Raw genomic sequence first — 20,295 nt, forward strand, 5'->3', positions numbered from 1 at the left:
GCACACGAACCGAGGACGGCACGTGGCGATCTCATCGAGGACGACCCGGAGCTCCGCGGCACCCGTCGTCGAGATGACCGGCATCCGCGTCTCCTTCGCCTCCGGACCCGCTCTGAAGGACGGGAACCTGCGGCTGGTGCCGGGCGAGATCCACGGGCTGATGGGCGAGAACGGCGCGGGCAAGTCCACGCTGATCAAGACGCTCACCGGCATCCACCAGCCCGACGCGGGCGAGATCCTCGTCGACGGCGTCGCCCGGCGCTTCAGCGGCCCGGCGGAGGCGAAGGCAGCGGGCATCACGGCCGTGTTCCAGGACGAGCGCCTCACCGACAACCTCAGCATCGGCGAGAACGTGATGCTCGGCCACGAGGTCCGCGGCCGCTTCGGCATCTCCTGGTCGCGCACCCACCACCGCGCGGCCGAGATGCTCGCCGAGCTGGGCCTGGAGGACCTCGATCCGCACCTGCCGCTGCGCTCGCTCGCGCCGGCGATCCGCCAGCTGGTCGCGATCAGCCGCGCGATGGTCGACCGTCCGCGCGTGCTCGTGCTCGACGAGCCCACCTCCAGCCTCGACCTCAGCGACGTGGCCCGCCTCTTCACGGTGCTGCGGAGGCTGCGCGACCAGGGCGTCGCGATCCTGTTCGTCTCGCACTTCCTCGAGCAGGTCCTCACCCTCAGCGACCGGCTGACGGTGCTCCGCGACGGCGGCACCGTCGGCGAGTACCCGGCGCACACCATGGACCGCGCCGAGCTGATCGCGAAGATGATCGGCAAGGACATCGACGCGCTGCGGCAGATCGGCTCCGACCGCCGCGAGCACCGCCGCCAGCCGGTCGGCCCGGCGATCTACCGCGCGCACGGGATCGGCCGCCGCGGCGCCGTGGGCCCGACCGATCTGGAGCTGCACCGCGGCGAGATCGTGGGCTTCGCGGGCCTGCGCGGCTCGGGGCGCACCGAGCTGGCGTCGCTGGTGAGCGGGGTCGAGAAGCCGGACACCGGCGAGGTGCTGATCGACGGCGAGCCCGCCCGCATCTCCGACCCGGTGTCGGGCCTGCGCCACCGCATCGCCCACTCGAGCGAGAACCGCCGCGAGGACGGGATCATCGGCGACCTCTCCCTCCGCGAGAACCTCGTGCTGGGCCTGCAGGCTCTGCGCGGCTGGGCGCACCCGCTGTCGGCCGCCGAGACCGACACCCTGGTGCGCACCTACGTCGAGGCGCTGAACATCTCGCCGGCCGACCCGGACATCCCGGTGAAGTACCTCTCCGGAGGCAACCAGCAGAAGGTGGTCCTCGCGCGGTGGCTCGCGACCCGTCCGCGGCTGCTCGTGCTCGACGAGCCGGCGCGCGGGATCGACGTGGCGTCGAAGGTCGAGATCCAGGCGCACATCGCGCAGCTCGCGAAGGAGGGGGTGACCGTCGTCTACATCTCGTCCGAGCTGGAGGAGGTGGTGCGCCTCAGCGACCGCATCGTCGTCTTCAAGGACCGCGAGAAGATCGGCGAGGTCAGCAACGGCCCCTGGCTCACCGTCGACACGATCGTCGAGATGATCGCCGCCGACCGCGACGACGACCTCGACGACGACGACTGACCTCCCCCGCCGGCCGAGCGGCCGCACCGTCCACCGGGTCTCGATGAGCCGTCCGGGCTGCTCGACCGCCAGGACCTCGGCGCGCCGGCGGGTCCCGCTCGGGCGCCGGGCCTGCGAGGATCCGGGGGTGGACGATCAGCGACCGGACGAGCTCGCGGAGCTGCAGCGGCGCGCCTACGGCCGAGGCTCCGACATCGAGCGGGACCCCGGCGCGCTCGCCCGGCTCTCCGCGCTCGAGGCCCGCGTCCGTCCCGCCCTCGGCACCGCACTGCCGGGCGCGGTGGTTCCCGCGGACTCCGGGGACGCGGCGCCGGAGGACGCGGCACCTCCCGCGGACGCCTCCGCCGACGAGGCGTCCGACCCCCTCGGCCACGTCCCGCCCCGCCGCTCCCGTCGGCGCGGCCTCCTCCTCCCCGCCGCGCTGGCCGCGACGGCCGCCGTCGCCGCGGGGGCCACCCTCCTCGCCACCGCCGAGGACGGACAGCCCGGCCGCGAGGTCGCCGTGCTGCCGCTGTCGAACGGCACCGACCTCCCCGGCTGGGAGGGACTGGGGTTCGACGGATCGGTCACCACCGAGGACTTCGGCGGGCTCACCGTCGTGCGGCAGAGCCTGCCCGCCGACACGGGGCTCACCGTCGTCCGGCAGCGCCGCTCCTCGAGCGCCGGCTCGTGCCTCTCCATCGTGCGGACCGCCGAGCCGCAGGACGGCCTGTTCTTCCAGGGCTGCACGGCCGGAGCGTTCCCCGCGGTCGCGCAGTTCACCGTGACGTCGGCGGCGCCGGAGGCCCTGCGCGAGCGGTTCCCGATCGGCACGTCCCTGCGGTTCGCCCTCGAGGGCGACGAGATCCGCGTCCGATCCGACGCCCCCTGACCGCTCAGATCCCCGTCCGCCCGTGCGGGTCGCCCACCTTCTTCGACTCGCTCGACCCGCGCTCGCGTAGGAACACGGCGAGCGCCGCCATGCTGCCCACCGCGAGGAACTCCGACTGCCAGTTCTGGAGCGTCCGGTTCCAGAAGTCGGCGGAGGAGACGTAGCCGAGCCAGTCGACGGGCGCTTCCAGGCTCGTCAGCTGCTCCTCGCTGTAGGCCACGACGCCCGTCACCGACTGCGCCGCCCAGGACAGCAGGAACACCACCCCCATCACCAGCAGCAGCGAGTGCGAGAACAGCGCCTGCCGCACGCCGCCGGCGGACGCCGAGGGCGGCGAGTCGTCCTCCGCGGACGCCCCCGCCTTCTGCTGCTCGTCGGTCTCGAGGCCCTCCTCGCCCACCCGCTTCGACTCGGGCGAGCCGCGCTGCACGAGCCAGACGGTCGCGCCGATGTAGAGGAAGAACTGGAGGTACTCCGACTGCCAGTTCTCGGCGACGTCGATCGCGAAGTCGGAGGAGGTGACGAAGCGCCAGTAGCCGACCTCCCGCAGCCCCTCCGCGACCTGGGTGTCGTTGTACGCGGCGAGCCCCGCGAACGACTGCCCGGCGAGAGCGAGCAGGAAGATCGCGAGGAAGAACAGCGAGAGTCCGTTCTCGCGCAGGAAGCGGCGCATCCGGCTCACCTCCCGAGGATCCCGACGGCGAAGAACCCGATCAGGCCGAGCACGATCACGGCGTAGTACAGGGCGGAAGCGGTGCGCACGTCAGCTCCCGTCCAGGACGCAGTCGAAGGGCGCGTCCGCCACCGGCGTGCACCCCGCCGCGCGCACCAGCCAGCCGTCGTCGCCCGGGGTGAGGAACACCGCGCTGCCGCCGGAGCGCACGATCGCCGCCCGGCCGTAGACCTCGGCGTCCCCTGCTCCGTCTTCCGCGATCCCGAGCTCCAGCACGCCGCCGGGGCAGTCGCCCTCCCGGTCCTCCACGGCCTCGCGGGCGGAATCGGTGAGCAGCGCGCACGCCGCGCGGCCGTCTCCGTCGGCGAGCGCGGAGAGGAAGGCGTCGGCCGCGCGGCGGGCCGCCGTGCCGTCCGCGGAGCATCCGCAGAGCGCGAGCACGAGGGCCGCCGTCGCGGCCGTCGCGGGGACGGAGCGCGATCGAGGGAGCATCATGGCCAGGGAAGCTACTCCCGGGCCCGACCACCGGGCAGAGGGTTGCCATCGGGCCCTGCGGGCCCCGCGACCGGATCGTTACCGAAGCGCACCGCCGTGCTGTTGCGTCACAAGAATTGTTCACGGTAACATTTCGACGTGGCGCTGCTTCGGCCGGCGCCCATTGCACATCCTGCACTCACCGCACCTCGGGCCGCTAGGCCCGCATTCGAGGCCCTTCGGGGTCCACCATCTCGGGCACTCTCTTCGTGCCCGCGATCTCAAGGAGGAGATCTATGTCCAAGACGAGGCGTATCGGCCAGTTCCTGGGTTTCGCAGCAGTCGGCGCACTCGCGTTCGGACTCGCGGGCTGCTCGGGCGGTTCCGGCACCGATTCGGGCTCCGGCTCGAGCGGTGACCTCACCACCATCGGCTTCGTGGCCGTCGGCCCCGAGGGCGCGTGGCGCCAGGCGAACGAGACCAACATCGAGGACACGTTCACCAAGGACGCCGGCTTCGACCTGAAGTACGCACCCGCCACCAACGGAGACCAGAAGTCGCAGATCGACTCCTTCACCTCCTTCGTGGACGAGGGCGTCGACATCATCCTGCTCTCCGCCACGGAGGGCTCCGGCTGGGAGGACTCGCTCGAGCGCGCCCAGGAGGCCGAGATCCCGGTCATCCTGATCGACCGCGGCATCGAGCCGGACAACACCGACCTCTACGTGACCCGCATCGCGCCGGACAACATCGCGGTCAGCACCTCGGTCGCCGACTGGGCCAAGACCACCTTCCCGAGCGGCGCGAAGTACTTCACGCTCGAGGGCCCCGCGGGCGTCTCGGTCGTCAACGAGCGCAACGAGGGCTGGGACGAGGTCATCGGCGCCGACTCGAAGTTCACCAAGATCGGCGCGCAGACCGCGAACTGGTCCACCGAAGAGGCCAAGAGCGTCTTCGAGACCGTCCTGAAGTCGAACAACAACGACGTCCAGCTGGTCTTCGCCCAGAACGACGAGATGGGCCTCGGCGCTGTCCAGGCCGTCCAGGAGGCCGGCCTCACCCCCGGCACCGACGTCAAGATCGCCACGATCGACGGCACCAAGAACGCCCTGCAGGCGCTGGCCGACGGCGAGCTGAGCTTCGTCGCCGAGTACAACCCGCTGTTCGGCGAGACCGCCCTCGACGCGGTCGAGAAGACCCTGGCCGGCGAGACGGTCGAGTCCTCGATCGTCGTCCCGAGCGAGACCTTCGACTCGCCCGAGGCCGCCACCACCGCGCTGCCCGACCGCAAGTTCTAGTCGCTCAGCACCACCGGTCGCCCGGCGTCGTCCTCGACGCGGCACCACTCCCCCGGAGCGACCGGGGCCGGCTCTCCGCCGGCCCCGGTCGCTCCGACCCTTCGGCGCACCTGTTCGGCTGCGCCCCGCTCGAGAACGGAACGACGCGACATGACAGGTTCGCCTCCGATCGTCGAGATGAAGAACATCTCGATCAGCTTCCCCGGCGTGAAAGCCCTCGACGGCGTCGACTTCCGCCTGTTCCCGGGCGAGGTCCACACCCTCATGGGTGAGAACGGCGCCGGCAAGTCCACGCTCATCAAGGCCCTCACCGGCGTCTACCGCATCGACAGCGGAGACATCGTGATCGACGGGGAGACCCGTCGCCTGACCGGCACCGCCGACTCGCAGGCCGCGGGCATCTCCACCGTGTACCAGGAGGTCAACCTGGTCACGAACCTCTCCATCGGAGAGAACGTGATGCTCGGCTACGAGGTCCGCGGACCCTTCGGCATCAACTGGAAGGCCACGCACCAGGCCGCGAAGGTCGCGCTCGAGAAGCTCGGCCTCGGCCACCTCAACACGCGCCAGTCGCTCGCCTCGCTCTCGATCGCGATGCAGCAGCTGGTCGCGATCAGCCGCTCGACGGTGAGCGACTCCAAGGTGCTCATCCTCGACGAGCCGACCTCGAGCCTGGACGCGAACGAGGTCGAGAACCTCTTCGTCGTCATCCGCCGCCTCCGTGCGGAGGGCGTCGCGATCCTCTTCGTCTCGCACTTCCTCGACCAGGTCTACGCGATCAGCGACCGCCTGACGGTGCTGCGCAACGGCACCTTCGTCGGCGAGTACCTGACCCACGAGCTCGACCGCACCTCGCTGATCTCGAAGATGATCGGCAAGGACATCGCGGCGCTGCGCTCCCTCGACTCCGAGCGCGAGAGCCAGGACCACCTCTACCGCGACGCCCCGCTCTACACCGCGAAGGGCATCGGCAAGAAGGGCTCCATCGAGAGCACCGACCTGACGCTGCACCGCGGCGAGGTCGTCGGCTTCGCCGGGCTCCTCGGCTCCGGCCGCACCGAGCTCGCGCGCCTGATCTACGGCGTCGACAAGCCCGACACCGGCGAGATCACGATGCACGGCAAGAAGATCGACGTCCCGACGCCGACCGCCGGCCTCGCCCACAAGATCGCGTTCTCGAGCGAGAACCGCCGCGACGAGGGCATCATCCGCGACCTCTCGGTCCGCGAGAACCTCATCCTCGGCGTGCAGGCCAAGCGCGGCTGGGCCCGCCCCCTCTCCAAGAAGGAGAAGGACGAGATCGTCGGCAAGTACCTCGTCGAGCTCAACGTGCGCCCGGCCGACCCCGACCGCCCGATCAGCAAGCTCTCCGGCGGCAACCAGCAGAAGGTCCTCCTCGGCCGCTGGCTCGCCACCGCCCCCGAGATCCTCATCCTCGACGAGCCGACCCGCGGCATCGACGTCGGAGCGAAGGCCGAGATCCAGGAGAAGGTCGTCGCCCTCGCCGGCGAGGGCGTCGCCGTGGTCTTCATCTCGTCCGAGCTCGACGAGGTCGTCCGTCTCAGCGACCGCATCATCGTCCTGAAGGACCACCGCGTGATCGCGGAGATCCTCAACGGTCCCGCTGTCACTGCGGAGTCGATCGTCACTACCATCGCCGCAGAGGGAGTCGTCGACGAGGACGTCGTCGTCCTCGAGAGCGCCACGCAGGAGGCCGCATCATGAGCAGCGACACCCGACCCGCCCGGGGATCAGTCCTCGGCGGGATCATCCGCCGCCAGTACTTCTGGGGAGTCGTGGCGATCGCCCTGCTCCTCCTCGTCAACGTCGTCAAGGACCCGGGCTACCTGGCCGTCTCGGTCAGCCCCACCACCGGCTACCTCGTCGGCAACGTCATCGACATCGCCCGCGCCGCGGCTCCGATCCTGATGATCGCCGTCGGCATGTGCCTGGTCGTCGCGACCGGGGGCATCGACCTCTCGGTCGGCTCGATCATGGTCGTCGCCGGCGCCGTCTCGATGGAGTTCCTCAACTCCGCGGGAGCGCCCGACTCGCTCGGCGCCGCAGCGGGAGCCTTCGCGGTCGCCCTCCTGGTGGCCGCCGTGCTCGGAGCCGTGAACGGCATCCTCGTCTCGGTGGTGGGCCTCCAGCCCTTCATCAGCACGCTCGTCGTGATGCTCGCGGGCCGCGGCCTGGCGAAGGTCATCACCGGCGGCCAGAACACCGCCGCCACCAACGAGCCCTTCCGCTGGCTCGCGAACGGGTACGTCTTCGGGCTCCCGGTCGTGTTCCTCCTCGCCATCGCCATCGTCGTGGTCGTCGGAGTCCTGGTGCGCCGCAGCGCGCTCGGCCTGATGATCGAGGCCATCGGCATGGACCCGAAGGCGGCCCGCCTCGCGGGCATCAACCGCCGGGGCCTGCTGATGACCGCCTACATCGGCAGCGGCATCCTCGCCGGAGTCGCGGGCGTGTTCGCCACGGCGAGCGTGATGACGGTCGACGTCTCGCGCACCGGCTACCAGCTCGAGCTCGACGCGATCCTCGCGGTCGTCATCGGCGGCACCTCGCTCGCCGGCGGCAAGTTCAACATCACCGGTGCCGCCGTGGGCGCGATCCTGATCGCCACCCTCGACAAGACCGTCGTGTTCCTCGGAGTCTCGTCCTCCGCGACGCCCGCCTTCAAGGCGATCGTCATCGTCGCGCTCTGCCTCCTGCAGTCCGAGCGCGTCCGCTCCGCCTTCAAGTCCCGTCGCGAGGCGCGCCGCAGCGTCCCGCAGAAAGAGGCGATCCCCGCATGAGTGCCGTGATGACCCGCTCCGCCCCTCCGGCGAGCACCAAGCGCACCTCCGGGGCGCGCGGCTGGCTGAGCCAGCACCTGGACAAGCTGCCCACCCTGGCCGCGCTGATCATCTTCTTCGGGATGATCGTCTACGGCGAGGCCGCCTACGGCCGGATCCTGCAGGCGAGCACGATCTCGAACCTGCTGGTCAACAACGCGCACCTGATCATCCTCGCCGTGGGCCTCACCTTCGTGATCCTCACCGGCGGCATCGACCTCTCGGTCGGCGCGGTGATCGCGTTCAGCAGCGTGAGCGGCGTGCTCCTGATCAACGCCGGCTGGAACCCCTGGCTCGTGATGGTCCTGATGGTCGTGATCGGCGCCCTGTTCGGCGTGATCTCCGGCGTCCTGATCCAGTACTTCAACGTGCAGCCGTTCATCGCGACGCTCGCGATGATGTTCCTGGCCCGCGGTCTCGCCTCCATGCTGAGCACCGTCCCGGAGCGCCTCCCCGAGGACTCGGCCGTGCTGAGCCTGGCCACGCCGATCAAGCTGATCGACGGCCCGAAGGTCAACGACTTCGTCATCAGCCCCGGCGTGATCATCGCGATCCTCGTCGTGGCCGGCGCGTTCTTCGTGCTGCACCGCACCCGCCTGGGCCGCACGGTCTACGCGATGGGCGGCTCCGAGCAGTCGGCGGCCCTGATGGGCCTCCCGGTGGTGCGGACCAAGCTGTTCATCTACATCATCAGCGGCACGCTCGCCGGTCTCGCCGGTGTGGTCTACACCGCCCGCCTCGGCAGCGCGCAGAACATCACCGGCACCGGCTGGGAGCTCGACGCCATCGCGGCGACCGTCATCGGCGGCACGCTGCTCACCGGCGGCGTCGGGTTCGTGCTCGGCTCGGTGGTCGGCGCCCTGGTGCTCGGCCTGATGAACGTCCTGATCACCCGTGACGGCGGCATCCCGCCGGAGGCGACCACGATCATCACCGGAGGCATCCTCCTGGTCTTCGTCCTCCTCCAGCGCGCCGTCATGGCCCGCAGCAAGACCTGACCGGGCTCCCGCCCGATCTCCCCCGGCGCCCCCTCGTCCCTCCGCGGACGAGGGGGCGCCGTCGTGTCCGGGGCGCTCCGCCGGCCTCAGGAGGCGGAGCGGCTGAGCGTCAGCGCGGCCTGCTCGCGGGTGGCGTAGCCGCACTCCTCGGCGAGGCGGGCGAAGTCGGCAGGGCCCCGCCGCCGCAGGCCGATCCGGCGCCGGAGGGTGCCCGCCCGGCGCGTCTCGATCTCCTCCGCCGGCGTGCGGCCGAGGAACGCGAAAGCCTCCGCGAGCATGCGGGGGCAGACGAGCAGCTCCCGGGCGAGCACCGCGGCGGAGAACGCCGGGTCGCGGTGGCGCGCCTCGATCACCGGGATCGCCTCCGCGTAGACCTGGTCCGCGCTCCGGGTCCGGACCCGCGGAGCGCAGTGCTCGACGATCCCCTCCAGCAGCAGTTCGCTCGCCCGCCTCACGCCGGCGGCCCCGAGCACGGCCGGATCCCCCTCGATCAGACTGTTGGCGAGGGCACGGGCAGGCGTCCAGACCGACTCGCGCACCGGCACGACCTCGTTGATCCGCTCGCGGACCCACCGGTGCTCGAGCACGGCGGCGTCGAAGCTCCAGGTGTACGAGACGGTCGGCCGCCGGTAGTCGATGCGCGCCGGGACCCTGGCGTCGAGGAGCAGGACGCTGTTCGGCGTCGCCTCGAGCACGCCCTCGTCGAGGACGACCTCTCCCCCGCCCTCGACGATCAGGGAGATGTGAACGCCCGCCGGCCTGTCCGCCCTGTCGACCGACGGCGAGGGGGCGACCCTGATCCCGTTCGGCCCCCACACCCGCGTCAGCGCGAGTCCCGGTCCATCCGCTGCGTCCATCCGCAGACCGGGAGCGCCGGTCCCGCGCTCGTACCAGGCGCGAGCGAACGCCTGCATCCGCTCCTCTGCGGCCCCCATCTCCCGCCTCCTCCGCGTCGAACGAACAGAATCCCTCATCTGTCGATCACCGCCGGACGTTCGCACGGATCTCCCAGGCCTCCGCGCCTCGCGCTCGGAATCCGGCCGCACGCCGTCGCCGGACCGGGAGGACGGCCACGGGGACCGTCCCGGTCAGCGGCGCTGGGAGAGCCGCCACAGCGCGCGGCGAGCGCTCCCCTCGGAGGCGAAGCCCGCCTCCTCGGCCGCGCGCGCGAAGTCGGCCGTCGCCAGGGACCGCCCGCCGATCAGGAGCAGGAGGGTGCCCGCCCGGCGCCGCTCGAGCTCGTCGTCGGCCGTCCGCCCGAGGAAGGAGAACGCGCGAGCCAGCGTCAGCTCCGACACCAGGAGCTCGCGGGCGAGCCGGGCGGCGGTGAAGGCGGGATCGCGGTGGCGCTCCTCGATCAGGGCCATGGCCTCCCCGTAGACGTCCTCGGCGCGGGGACGCCTGCGCGGTGCGGAGCCCTCGACCAGCTCCTTCAGGAAGGCCTCGCCCGCCCGGGCGACGGCGGGCTGCTCCGCCAGAGCGTGGTCGCCGTCGAGGAGACCGTTCATCAGCGCCCGCGCCGGGGCCAGGAAGCAGCCGGCGACGGGCAGGACCTCGCCGAAGCGCTCCGTGAGCCAGCGCTGCTCCAGCGCCCGCTCGCCGAGCACCCAGGCGTAGATCACGGTCGAGCGGGGGAAGCGCGCCCCGGTCCGCGGCTCCGCGTCGATGACCACCAGATCACCACTGCCGCACTCGAGCATCCGTCCGTCCTGTCGGATGCGTCCTCCGCCCTCGACGACCAGCAGCAGATGCGCGCCCGGCGGGCAGCGCGACTGCGGCTTCTGCTCGAGAACGCAGCCACCGGGGATCCACAGTCTGGCGATCTCGAAGCCGAGCGAGCCCGTCGCCTCGACCCGCAGTCCAGAACGGGCCTCGACGCCGTTCCAGTGCTCGGCCATCCGCCGGTACATCTCGGCCGATCTCGACCTCATCGGGCGCCCCCTCCTCGCGGGCACGCTGACGCCTCACCACGGGAGTGATTCGCAGCCCGCGCGTGCTCCGTTTGTCACCGGACCGGTCACAGCGGACGGCGACGCTCCCGCTCACCGCGCCGGCGGCGCCCCGGCGGCAGCGTGCGACCGACGGGATCACCGGGTCAGGAGGGCGATCGCGACTCGGAACGGCGCCGGAGCACACCACTCCCTCCTCACGGCGGCGCCACTTCCTCCTCACCTGCCCCCGAGCGCTTGGGCCGACCCACCGCCCGCGGGAAGACTCCCCAGCGGTACGGCGCCCGTCGTACCCGCCGAAGCGGCCGAGCGGACGACGACCGTCCTCCGAGCAGGCCGCCGGCGAGAAGACAGACCGAGGAGCTTCACTGTGACTTCCGACAACTCTCCCGCTGAGCAGGGTCCGCTGAGGCGACGCACCGTCGTCGCCGGCGCCACCTGGTCCCTGCCCGTGATCGCCGCAGCGACGGCCACCCCGGCCGCCGCCGCCTCTGCCACGCAGACCCTCGTGTTCAGCTCCATCCCGACCATGATCGCGTGCATGCCCAACACGGCGCCGATCACGCTGACCCTCACCGGCGGCAACGTCGCGAACGTCCCTGTGCGGGTGAACACCCCGCCCGGCTTCCGCTTCGGAGGGAGCGGGACCGACACCTTCGTGACCGACGCGAACGGAGTCGCCACCATCCCGGTCGGCGGCGTCATCGCGGGCCCCTCGACCGGCTCGGCCCTCGCCTTCGGCGGCTCGGCGAAGACGAACGCCCCGTTCCCGGTCCGCCAGACCGGCGACCTGCAGTACAGCACGGGCCTCGCCACTGTTCCCGACAACTCCGGATTCATCCACACCTCCTCGCAGGGTGTGAACGGCAACGTCTCCGTCAAGGCGAACGGCGACATCTGGCAGTACCGGCGGTCGGACGGCTGGCAGAAGCTCGGCACGGGCGCCTCCACGGAGCCCAGCACGTCCGGGCTCACGCAGCAGCCGGACGGAACCTACAACGCGCACTGGATCAAGGACGGAGTCCTCCAGTACGGCAAGGCGCTCGCGACCGTTCCGAACAACTCCGGATTCGTCCGCACCTACGGTCAGGGCGCGGACGGGAACGTCTCCATCAAGTCGAACGGCGACGTCTGGCGGTACAACCGCCAGGCCGACGAGTGGACCCTTCTGGGCACCGGCGCCAGCACCGAGCCGAGCGCGGCCGGCATCTCCGCGAACCCGGCCGGGACCCTGAACGTCCACTGGATCAAGAACGGAGTCCTGCAGTACGGCACCGCAGCGGCCACCGTGCCTACCAACTCCGGATTCGTCCGCGTCTACGGCCTCGGCACCCGCGGCACGATCGCCGTGAAGTCGAACGGCGACATCTGGCGGTACACCCCGCAGGGCAACGTGTGGGACCTCGTCGGCACCGGAGCCAGCACCGAGCCGAGCGCCGCCGGACTGACCCAGCGGCCGGGCGGGACGTTCGAGATCCACTGGATCAAGGACGGGGTCCTGCAGTACGGCACCCGGCTCGCGACCGTTCCGGAGAACTCCGGGTTCGTCCGCACCTACGGTCAGGGAGCGGATGGGAACGTCTCCGTGAAGGCGAACGGCGACATCTGGTACTACAGCACGGCGCAGAACACGTGGACCAAGATCGGCTCCGGTGCCAGCACCGGCCCCGATGCGGCCGGGATCACCGCCCAGGGAGACGGCGCGTTGAACCCCCACTGGATCAAGGCGAGAACCGACTGCCGCTGATCCGCGCCCGGCGGCCCTCTCCGCCCGCGTCCTGCCGGACCGCGGGCGAGGAGGGCCGCCTCCGCCCTCCCGCCGAGGACGGGCGCCTCGTCCGAGGAGGAACGCGCCACCCCGTCTCGGCGCCCCTCCCCCGGCCTAACGTGGTCACCGCCCGCGCACCCCGTCCCCGCTGCGAAGGAGCCCGGTGACCGCTTCCGAGCAGCCGGCCGCCCCGCGCGGTCTCGTCGAGACGCTGCAGCTGAGCGGTCCCCGCGTGGAGGCGTGGCTGAGGAGCCTCGGCTGGGCGAGCGACGGAGCTCCGCCCCTGCACCTCGCCGGGGACGTGCTCGCCGTCGACGGCTTCCGGCTGAGCCGCCTCTGGCACACACCCGGCACGCTCCGGACCGACCCGCCCCTCCCCGCCCCCGACCGGGCCGAGGTCGACCTCATCGTCCCGGTCGCCGGCGAGATCGTCGTCGACGGCCCTCTCGAGGCCGCTCGTCTGCGGCCCGGCGGGCTCGCCCTCCTCCGACGCGACGACTCCGCTCGGTTCCGGGCGGAGGAGGACTCCGCCTGGCTGGCGCTGAGGACGTCCTGGGGCAGGCTCGGCCTCACGAGCGCACAGTCCGACGGGCCGTCCTGCACCCTGCTCGCCGCCGACAGCTACAGCGGCGCTTTCGTCTCCCTCGTCAACGCGACCCTCAACGCGGACCTCGCGGCGGGCGATCCCGGCTTCAGCGAGCTGCGCCGCGCGCTCGAGGCGACCGCGTCGGCCCTGATCAAGCAGAGCCTGCCGCCCGCCCGTCCGGAGGACGGACTCGAGGGCGTCCTCCTCCGCGCGATCGCCGTCATCGATGCGGAGGCGGGTGACGCGGACTTCACCGCCGGCGTTCTCGCGATGCGGCTCCGCGTCTCGCGGGCGACGCTGGACCGCGCCTTCCACCGCCGGGGCACGACCGTGGCCGCGACCCTCCGCGAGCGGCGCGTGCACCTCGCCGCGTCGCTGCTCGCCGCGAGCCCGTCGCTCTCGCCCTCGGCTCGCGCGGCCGTGGCCGAGCGGGCCGGCTTCCGGACGCTGAGGGCGATGGACCGCGCGCTGAGCCGTTCGCGCGACGTCGACCGCGGCTGATCCGACCGGACATCGGCGTACGCGTCGCCCCAGGATGCACCCGGGATTCGTCGAACCGGTTCGCCTCTCCTCTGGAGTGTCGGGAAATGATCCGGTTAGGCTCTTCACGTTGTCGTCAACATAGTGTTACCGTGAACATTGCCGCGTACGAAGCCGGCACACTCCCTCCCCTCAGCAATGGTGCCGACCCTGGAGCAAAGCGCGATGAAGCCTTTCCTGCGACCACTCGTCCTCGTGACGGCCGTGGCCCTCACCGTCCCCCTTCTGACGGCCCAGTCGGCGAGCGCAGCTCCCTCCGACAGCCTCGTCCTGCGCTACGCGCTCGACGAGACGAGCGGCACGACCGTCGCCGACAGCTCGGGCAAGGGCCGCACCGGCACGCTCGTCAACGGAGCCGCTCCTCGCGGAGCCGCGGGCGTCGCCCTCGACGGGACCGACGACTACGTCAAGCTGCCCGACGACCTGCTCGCGGGCCTGAACTCGATCACGGTCAGCACCGAGGTCCTGGTGAACGCGAACCAGGGCACGCCCTACTTCATCTGGGGCCTCGGCAACACGACGAACGGCGCCGGGAACGGCTACCTCTACACGACGGGCAACGGCTACAAGGCCTCGATCGCCACCGGCAACTGGACCACCGAGCAGACCGTCAACTCCAACGCGAACCTCGCGCGCAGCGTCTGGAAGACCCTCACCTACACGCTCGACGACGCGAGCGACACCGCACGCCTCTACCTCGACGGCACCCAGGTCGCGCAGCAGACAGGAGTGACCATCACTCCCGCCGCGATCGGCAACGGCACCACCACCGCGAACGCGATCGGCCGCTCCGTCTACACGGCGGACAAGACCCTCGCCGGCTCGGTCCGCGACTTCCGCGTCTACAGCACGGCGCTCAGCGCGGCCGACGTCGCGACCCTCCAGGCCCCGGACAGCACGCGCGTCTCCCGCGACTCCGCCGCCCTGGACCTCGGGAGCCTCTCCTCGGTCTCCGCGAACCTCACCCTCCCGACGACCGGCCCCAACGGCTCCGCCATCGCCTGGGCCTCGAGCAACTCCGCGGTCGTCTCGACCAGCGGAGTCGTCACGCCGCCCGCGACCGGGGTCGCCTCGGTCGAGCTGACCGCCACGACCACCCGCGGCTCGGCCACGGCCACCCGCACCTTCACCGCCACCGTGCCCGCCAAGGACGTGAACGCCGACGCCCAGAAGGCGCTCGACGCCCTCTCGATCGTCAACTCCGGCGACGTCCGCGGCAACGTGACGCTGCCCGCGAAGGCCGGCTCCTACGACGTCGCCTGGTCCTCCTCGAACACGGCCGTGCTCAGCACGACCGGCGTCGTGAAGCGCCGGTCCGCCGCCACGCCCGTCACACTCACCGCGACGATCGCCGGCACGACCGCGACCCGGCAGCTGCCCGTCACGGTGACCGCGGCTCCCGCGGACCTCGACACCGAGTACGACGCGGGCTACCTCTGGACCCACTTCGCCTCGACCGACTACGAGAAGATCTACTTCGGCTCCAGCACCGACGGTCTGCACTGGTCGAAGCTCAACAACGACAAGGCCGTGCTCGCCAACCTCGGCGGCACCCTCGGCGTCCGCGATCCGCACCTCGTGCGCTCCCCCACCGGCGACGAGTACTGGATCATCGGCACCGACCTGCACGCCGAGGGCACCGCTCCCGGCGGCACCTGGGACCAGACCAACGCGAGCAAGAACCTCGTCGTCTGGCGCTCGACGGACCTCGTGAACTGGAGCGATCAGAGCATCGTCTTCGCCGGCTTCCCCGACGCGGGCAACGTCTGGGCTCCTGAGGCGATCTGGGACGACGCGACCGGCCAGTACTACGTCTACTGGGCCGCCCGCGACAAGACGCTGACCGGCGGGGCCTCCGCCCAGCGCGTCTACGTCTCGACCACGCGCGACTTCGTCGGCTTCTCCACCCCGAAGGTCTGGCTGGACGAGAACCCCGCCGCCGGCGGCGGGAGCCGCGGCAGCATCATCGACACGACCATCGCGAAGGAGGGGGACACGTACTACCGCTTCTCCACCGCCGACTGGCGCACGGTCGTCGACAAGGCCCCGAGTCTCGCCGGCCCCTGGACCCGCGTGATCGGCTTCGGCGAGGAGAAGTCCCGCGGCCTCTCCGACCACCTCGAGGGCCTCACCGTCTACCAGCTGCCCGACGGCCGCTGGGTCGTCATGGGCGACTCGTTCGGGTACTCCGCCTACGTCACCGACACCCTCGCGGACATGCGGTTCACGGCGCTTCCCGTCGGCACCACCGGCGCGAACACGTACTCGTTCTCGAAGCCCTTCCGCCACGGCTCGGTGCTCCGCCTCTCGAGCGCTGAGGAGGCGCGCCTGACGGCCGCCTACGGCACCAGCAGCACCGGCCCCGCCGCGAAGCCGGTCAACGCGGCCGGCGAGATCCTCCGCTACACCTTCGACGGCGGCTCGGGCACCACGGTGCGCGATAGCTCGGGCAACAACCAGAACGGCACGCTGCCCTCGGGTGGCACCTGGAAGGACGGCGCCCTGCAGCTCGACGGCACCGACGACTACGTCAAGCTGCCGAACGACCTGCTCGCCGGAGTGACGGACCTCACCATCCAGTCCGACGTCTGGATCGACCCCGCGCAGGGCGGCGCCTACTTCCTCTACGGCCTGGGCAACACCACGAACGGCGCCGGCGACGGCTACCTCTTCACCTCGGGCAACAACTACCGCACCAGCATCGCGACCGGGAACTACACCACCGAGCAGACCGTCGCCGGCGGCTCGGCCCTCCCCCGCGGCACCTGGGCGCACCTGACGTACACGCTCTCCGGCACCACCGGCACGATCTACCTCGACGGAGTGAAGGTCGCCAGCGGCACCGTCACGACCGACCCGAAGGACATCGGCGGCGGCTCCACCTCGGCGAACTACATCGGGCGCTCGAACTACGACGCCGACAACCGCTTCCGCGGCCAGATCCGCGAGTTCTCGGTCTACAACCGGGCCCTCAGCGCCTCCGAGGTGCTCGCCGCCTCCGGCAACACGTCGGCCCTGGTCGACCTGTCGCTCAGCGGCGACGTCCTGAAGACGGCCCCGATCGTCGACTCGGCGAGCAGGACGGTCACCTTCCCGGTGAAGCCGGGGACCGACCTGACGAAGCTCACCCCGACCTTCTCCACCGCGGCCGGCGTCACGGCGAGCCCCGCCTCCGGCACCGTCCGCGACCTCTCCACCCCGCAGACGGTCGTGCTCACGCCCGCCGCCGGCGGCACCGCGACCACCTGGACCCTGAAGGCCGTCGTCATGAAGTCCCCGGTCCTCGCAGGCCTGAACGCCGACCCGAACATCGCGGTCTTCGGCGACACCTACTACCTGTACGCGACCTCGGACGGCTTCGCCGGCTGGGGCGGCAAGACCTTCTACGCCTGGTCCTCGAAGAACCTCATCGACTGGACCCGCTCGGAGCAGCCCTTCCTGACGCTCGACGGCGCGAACGGCAACGTGCCGTGGGCGACCGGCAACGCCTGGGCGCCGACGATCATCGAGAAGAACGGGAAGTACTACTTCTACTTCTCCGGCGAGAACTCCTCGCTGAACCGCAAGACGATCGGAGTCGCCGTCTCGGACAGCCCGATGGGCCCGTTCACGGCGCAGCCGACCGCGATGATCACCAACGGCGAGTCCGTGCGGTCCGGCCAGGCGATCGACCCCGCCGCGTTCACCGACCCGAAGACCGGCAAGAGCTACCTCTTCTGGGGCAACGGCGACCCGCTCTACGGGGAGCTGTCCGACGACATGCTCTCGATCAAGACCGGCACGATCAAGAAGATCAGCGGTCTGACCGACTTCCGCGAGGGTGCGTTCCTGAACTACCGCGACGGTCTGTACCACCTCACCTACTCGATCGACGACACCGGCTCGGAGAACTACAAGGTCGGCTACGCCACCTCGACGAGCGTCGACGGACCGTGGACCTACCGCGGCGTGGTCCTCGAGAAGGACACCTCGCAGGGCATCCTCGCCACGGGCCACAACTCGATCGTCAACGTGCCCGGCACGGACGACTGGTACATCGCCTACCACCGCTTCGCCATCCCCGGCGGAGACGGCCAGCACCGCGAGACGACGATCGACCGGGTGACCTTCGACAAGACGACCGGGCTCATGCAGAAGGTCGTCCCGACCCTCACCAGCGTCGCCGCGCAGACGATCGTCGACACCGCGCCGCTCGCAGCCTCGATCACGGGGAAGGCGACGGTGGGCAGCACGCTGACCGCCTCCGCCTCCTCCCCGTGGACGGCGACCGGCTTCCAGTGGAAGCGCGGTGGGACCGCGATCAGCGGGGCGACGGCGTCGAGCTACACGCTCACCGCCGCCGACCGCGGAGCGACGATCTCGGTGGCCGTGACCGCCGCGAAGCCGCAGTGGACGCCGGCGACGGCCTCCGCCTCCGTCGGTCCCGTGACCGACTCGGCACCCGCGATCGCCGTGACCACGACCTCCACGACGCGCTGCGCCGCCGGGAAGATCGTCGTCACCGCGACCGCCACGAACCCGAACGCCTTCGCCGCGAAGATCGTGATCGGCACGACGTGGGGCTCCAAGAGCTTCGCCGACGTCGCTCCCGGCGCCACCGTCTCGGCCGCCTTCACCACCCGGGCGACGAGCGTGACCGACGGATCCGCGACCGCCACGGCGACCGCGTTCATCAGCGGGAAGCCGGCCACGGCCTCCGCGACCGCCCCCTACTCCGCGGCCAGCTGCAGCTGATCCGCGGGCACGACCCACACCCATTGAGATCGAGCCGGCGACGACGCCGGCCGGAGAACGGAGAACACCCGACATGAACACCCGATCCCTTCTGATCCGCGGAGCCGCTGGACTGGCCGGAGGCGTCCTCCTGCTCGGAGTCGCCGGAACGGCGTTCGCCGCCGAGGTCAACTACGGCAACGACGACGTCGACATCAACGTCGAGATCGCCGACCTCCCCGGGACCGGCGCCCTCTCGATGACCGTCGCCGCGGACTCGACGACGCTGACCGAGACCGGCTCGGACAACGTCCGCCGCCAGTTCACCGGCACCCTGCCCACCGTCACGGTCACCGACACCCGTGACGCCGCGGACGTCTCCCCCGACTCCGCGTGGTACGTCATCGGCACGGCGAGCGACTTCACGTCGGCCGACGGCTCGACCATCGGCGCCGAGAACCTCGGCTGGACCCCGGACCTGGTCGACGGTGGAGACCTCGGCGAGGTCGCCGCGGGCGATGAGGTCGGCACCGCCATCGACGGCGGCGCCAACGGCGTCGGCCTGAAGGGCAAGGAGCTGCTCGCGATCGTCGCCAGCAACTCCCAGCAGGTCAACCCCGAGGGCTCCTGGAGCGCCGACGCCGACCTCTTCCTCCGCACCCCCGTGAACGTGGACGCCGGCGCGTACTCGTCCACCATCACCCTGTCGCTCTTCGAGTGACCCGTCGCGGCCGGGGGACGCACTCCCTCGGCCGCGATCCCACCACGGCCGACGCGGCCGGGCCCGCCCGCCCGGCCGCGTCGTGCTTCCCCCGTGCGACCATGAGGTTCTGATGACTGCTCCGCGCCGCTCCGCCGCTCCCCGCCGCCCGCTCCTCCCCGCGCTGCTCGCGCTGATCGTCGCCCTCCTCGGCGCGGGGGTCGCTCCGGCGGCCGTCGCGGCCGACGGAGCGATCACCTGGGCGGTCAGCCCCTCCACCGACGGCGTCCCCGACAAGCGCGCGTGGGTCGAGCTCGAGCTCGCCCCCGGCGCGAGCGCCTCGGACGAGGCGGTCGTGCGGAACCTCAGCGACCAGCCCGTGACCTTCAGCATCACCAGCGCCGACGGCTACTTCACCGACACCGGCCGCTTCAACATGCTCAACTCGGACCAGGAGTCGGTCGACGCCGGGCTGTGGATCTCCGCCCCCGAGACCGTGACCGTCGATCCGGGTAGCAGCGGCGTGGTGCCGTTCACCGTGACGGTCCCCGACAACGCCACCCCCGGCGACCACGCCGCCGGCATCGCCGCCTCCGTGCTCTCGCAGGGCACCGAGGCGGGAGGCGCGAACGTCGGCGTGGAGAGCCGCATCGGCTTCCGCGTGATGACCCGCGTGACCGGCGAGGTGACCCCCTCCTTCTCCGTCGAGGACCTGGCCAGCGACTACCGCCTCTCCTGGAACCCGTTCCAGCCCGGCTCCCTCTCGCTCGTCGCCGACGTGGTGAACACTGGCAACGTGCGCCTGCTGCTCGACGGCACGGCGAGCGCCCAGGGCGCCACCGCCCCCGTCGTCGCGGCCGACGCGCCCCAGCAGGAGCTGCTGCCCGGCGACCGGCGCAGCGTCTCGGTGCAGCTCGACGGCATCTGGCCCCTCTTCGGGGTCGGCGCCGACCTGACCATCGCACCGACCGTCGCCGCCGCCGATCAGGAGCCGGTCGCCACCGCTCCCGTGACGGAGTCGATCACGGTCGCCGCCGTGCCGGTCCCGCAGCTGCTCGTGATCCTCGGGGTCGCCCTCATCCTCGCGGCGCTGCTCGCCGGGCGCTCGCGCTCGCGCCGCCGCATCGCCGCCCTGGTGCAGCAGGCCAAGGAGGAGGGCCTGCGCGAGGGCGCGCGCGTCTCCTCCTGAGCACCCCCTCCGCACGCTCTCTCCCCCCTCCCTGCCGCCGAGGGGCCCCGGGCCGTCGAGGGGACCCGCTACACCGGGTTCCCCCGACGGTCCAGGGTTCGCTCACCG

At 71.4% G+C, this 20,295-nt stretch carries 15 protein-coding genes; 11 read left to right on the forward strand and 4 right to left on the reverse strand.

Going from position 1 to position 20,295, the window contains the following annotated elements; genetic code table 11:
- The first annotated feature begins 73 nt into the window (after window positions 1-73).
- Both C5C44_RS12945 and C5C44_RS12950 read left to right on the forward strand, forming a co-directional pair.
- Window positions 74-1,591, forward strand: coding sequence for a sugar ABC transporter ATP-binding protein (locus C5C44_RS12945; RefSeq protein ID WP_104335992.1), 1,518 nt, complete (start codon window positions 74-76; stop codon window positions 1,589-1,591).
- Window positions 1,592-1,718: 127 nt separating this feature from the next.
- On the forward strand, window positions 1,719-2,462 hold the full coding sequence (locus C5C44_RS12950) for a hypothetical protein (protein WP_104222398.1): 744 nt from the start codon (window positions 1,719-1,721) through the stop codon (window positions 2,460-2,462).
- A gap of 4 nt (window positions 2,463-2,466) precedes the next feature.
- Here C5C44_RS12950 and C5C44_RS12955 read toward each other — a convergent pair whose 3' ends face one another.
- Together C5C44_RS12955 and C5C44_RS12960 are read right to left on the reverse strand one after the other, a co-directional pair.
- Window positions 2,467-3,135, reverse strand: a complete 669-nt coding sequence (locus C5C44_RS12955) for a DUF6766 family protein (protein ID WP_104335985.1) — start codon at window positions 3,133-3,135, stop codon at window positions 2,467-2,469.
- Between the two features lie 90 nt (window positions 3,136-3,225).
- Window positions 3,226-3,630 carry a hypothetical protein gene (locus tag C5C44_RS12960; protein WP_104335986.1) on the reverse strand — a complete coding sequence of 135 codons (405 nt, stop codon included), beginning with the start codon at window positions 3,628-3,630 and terminating at the stop codon, window positions 3,226-3,228.
- 275 nt (window positions 3,631-3,905) lie between these two features.
- Here C5C44_RS12960 and C5C44_RS12965 point away from each other — a divergent pair, with 275 nt between their 5' ends.
- The 4 genes from C5C44_RS12965 (at window position 3,906) to C5C44_RS12980 (ending at window position 8,742) form a co-directional block, all read left to right on the forward strand.
- Window positions 3,906-4,907, forward strand: a complete 1,002-nt coding sequence (locus tag C5C44_RS12965; RefSeq protein WP_104247802.1) for an ABC transporter substrate-binding protein — start codon at window positions 3,906-3,908, stop codon at window positions 4,905-4,907.
- Between the two features lie 150 nt (window positions 4,908-5,057).
- Window positions 5,058-6,632: a sugar ABC transporter ATP-binding protein gene (locus tag C5C44_RS12970; protein WP_104222393.1), complete on the forward strand. Its 1,575-nt coding sequence runs from the start codon at window positions 5,058-5,060 to the stop codon at window positions 6,630-6,632.
- A complete protein-coding gene (locus tag C5C44_RS12975) occupies window positions 6,629-7,705 on the forward strand; it encodes an ABC transporter permease (protein ID WP_104227011.1) in 1,077 nt (358 codons plus the stop codon). The genes C5C44_RS12970 and C5C44_RS12975 overlap by 4 nt, the downstream gene beginning before the upstream one ends.
- Entirely contained in the window at window positions 7,702-8,742 is a 1,041-nt protein-coding gene (locus C5C44_RS12980; protein WP_104222391.1) for a sugar ABC transporter permease, read from the forward strand. The genes C5C44_RS12975 and C5C44_RS12980 overlap by 4 nt, the downstream gene beginning before the upstream one ends.
- 86 nt (window positions 8,743-8,828) lie before the next feature.
- Here C5C44_RS12980 and C5C44_RS12985 read toward each other — a convergent pair whose 3' ends face one another.
- Together C5C44_RS12985 and C5C44_RS12990 are read right to left on the reverse strand one after the other, a co-directional pair.
- A complete protein-coding gene (locus C5C44_RS12985; RefSeq protein ID WP_104329231.1) occupies window positions 8,829-9,677 on the reverse strand; it encodes a hypothetical protein in 849 nt (282 codons plus the stop codon).
- A gap of 153 nt (window positions 9,678-9,830) precedes the next feature.
- Window positions 9,831-10,673 (reverse strand): hypothetical protein, encoded by an 843-nt coding sequence (locus tag C5C44_RS12990; RefSeq protein WP_146078996.1) that lies wholly within the window; start codon window positions 10,671-10,673, stop codon window positions 9,831-9,833.
- 388 nt (window positions 10,674-11,061) lie between these two features.
- Between C5C44_RS12990 and C5C44_RS12995 the strand changes: the two genes are divergently transcribed.
- The 5 genes from C5C44_RS12995 to C5C44_RS13015 all read left to right on the forward strand — a co-directional run bounded on the left by C5C44_RS12995 (window position 11,062) and on the right by C5C44_RS13015 (window position 20,187).
- Complete coding sequence (locus C5C44_RS12995; protein ID WP_104335987.1) at window positions 11,062-12,438, forward strand: hypothetical protein; 1,377 nt, start codon at window positions 11,062-11,064, stop codon at window positions 12,436-12,438.
- 184 nt (window positions 12,439-12,622) lie between these two features.
- Window positions 12,623-13,546, forward strand: coding sequence for a helix-turn-helix domain-containing protein (locus C5C44_RS13000; protein WP_104222387.1), 924 nt, complete (start codon window positions 12,623-12,625; stop codon window positions 13,544-13,546).
- A gap of 204 nt (window positions 13,547-13,750) precedes the next feature.
- Window positions 13,751-18,319, forward strand: coding sequence for a family 43 glycosylhydrolase (locus C5C44_RS13005; RefSeq protein ID WP_181074597.1), 4,569 nt, complete (start codon window positions 13,751-13,753; stop codon window positions 18,317-18,319).
- A 73-nt stretch (window positions 18,320-18,392) separates the two neighbouring features.
- Window positions 18,393-19,019, forward strand: coding sequence for a hypothetical protein (locus C5C44_RS13010; protein WP_104227017.1), 627 nt, complete (start codon window positions 18,393-18,395; stop codon window positions 19,017-19,019).
- A gap of 112 nt (window positions 19,020-19,131) precedes the next feature.
- Window positions 19,132-20,187 carry a WxL protein peptidoglycan domain-containing protein gene (locus C5C44_RS13015; protein WP_104222384.1) on the forward strand — a complete coding sequence of 352 codons (1,056 nt, stop codon included), beginning with the start codon at window positions 19,132-19,134 and terminating at the stop codon, window positions 20,185-20,187.
- Window positions 20,188-20,295: the final 108 nt, after the last annotated feature.

The sequence above is a fragment of the Rathayibacter sp. AY1F6 genome, assembly GCF_002932035.1.
Taxonomy (GTDB): Bacteria; Actinomycetota; Actinomycetes; order Actinomycetales; family Microbacteriaceae; genus Rathayibacter.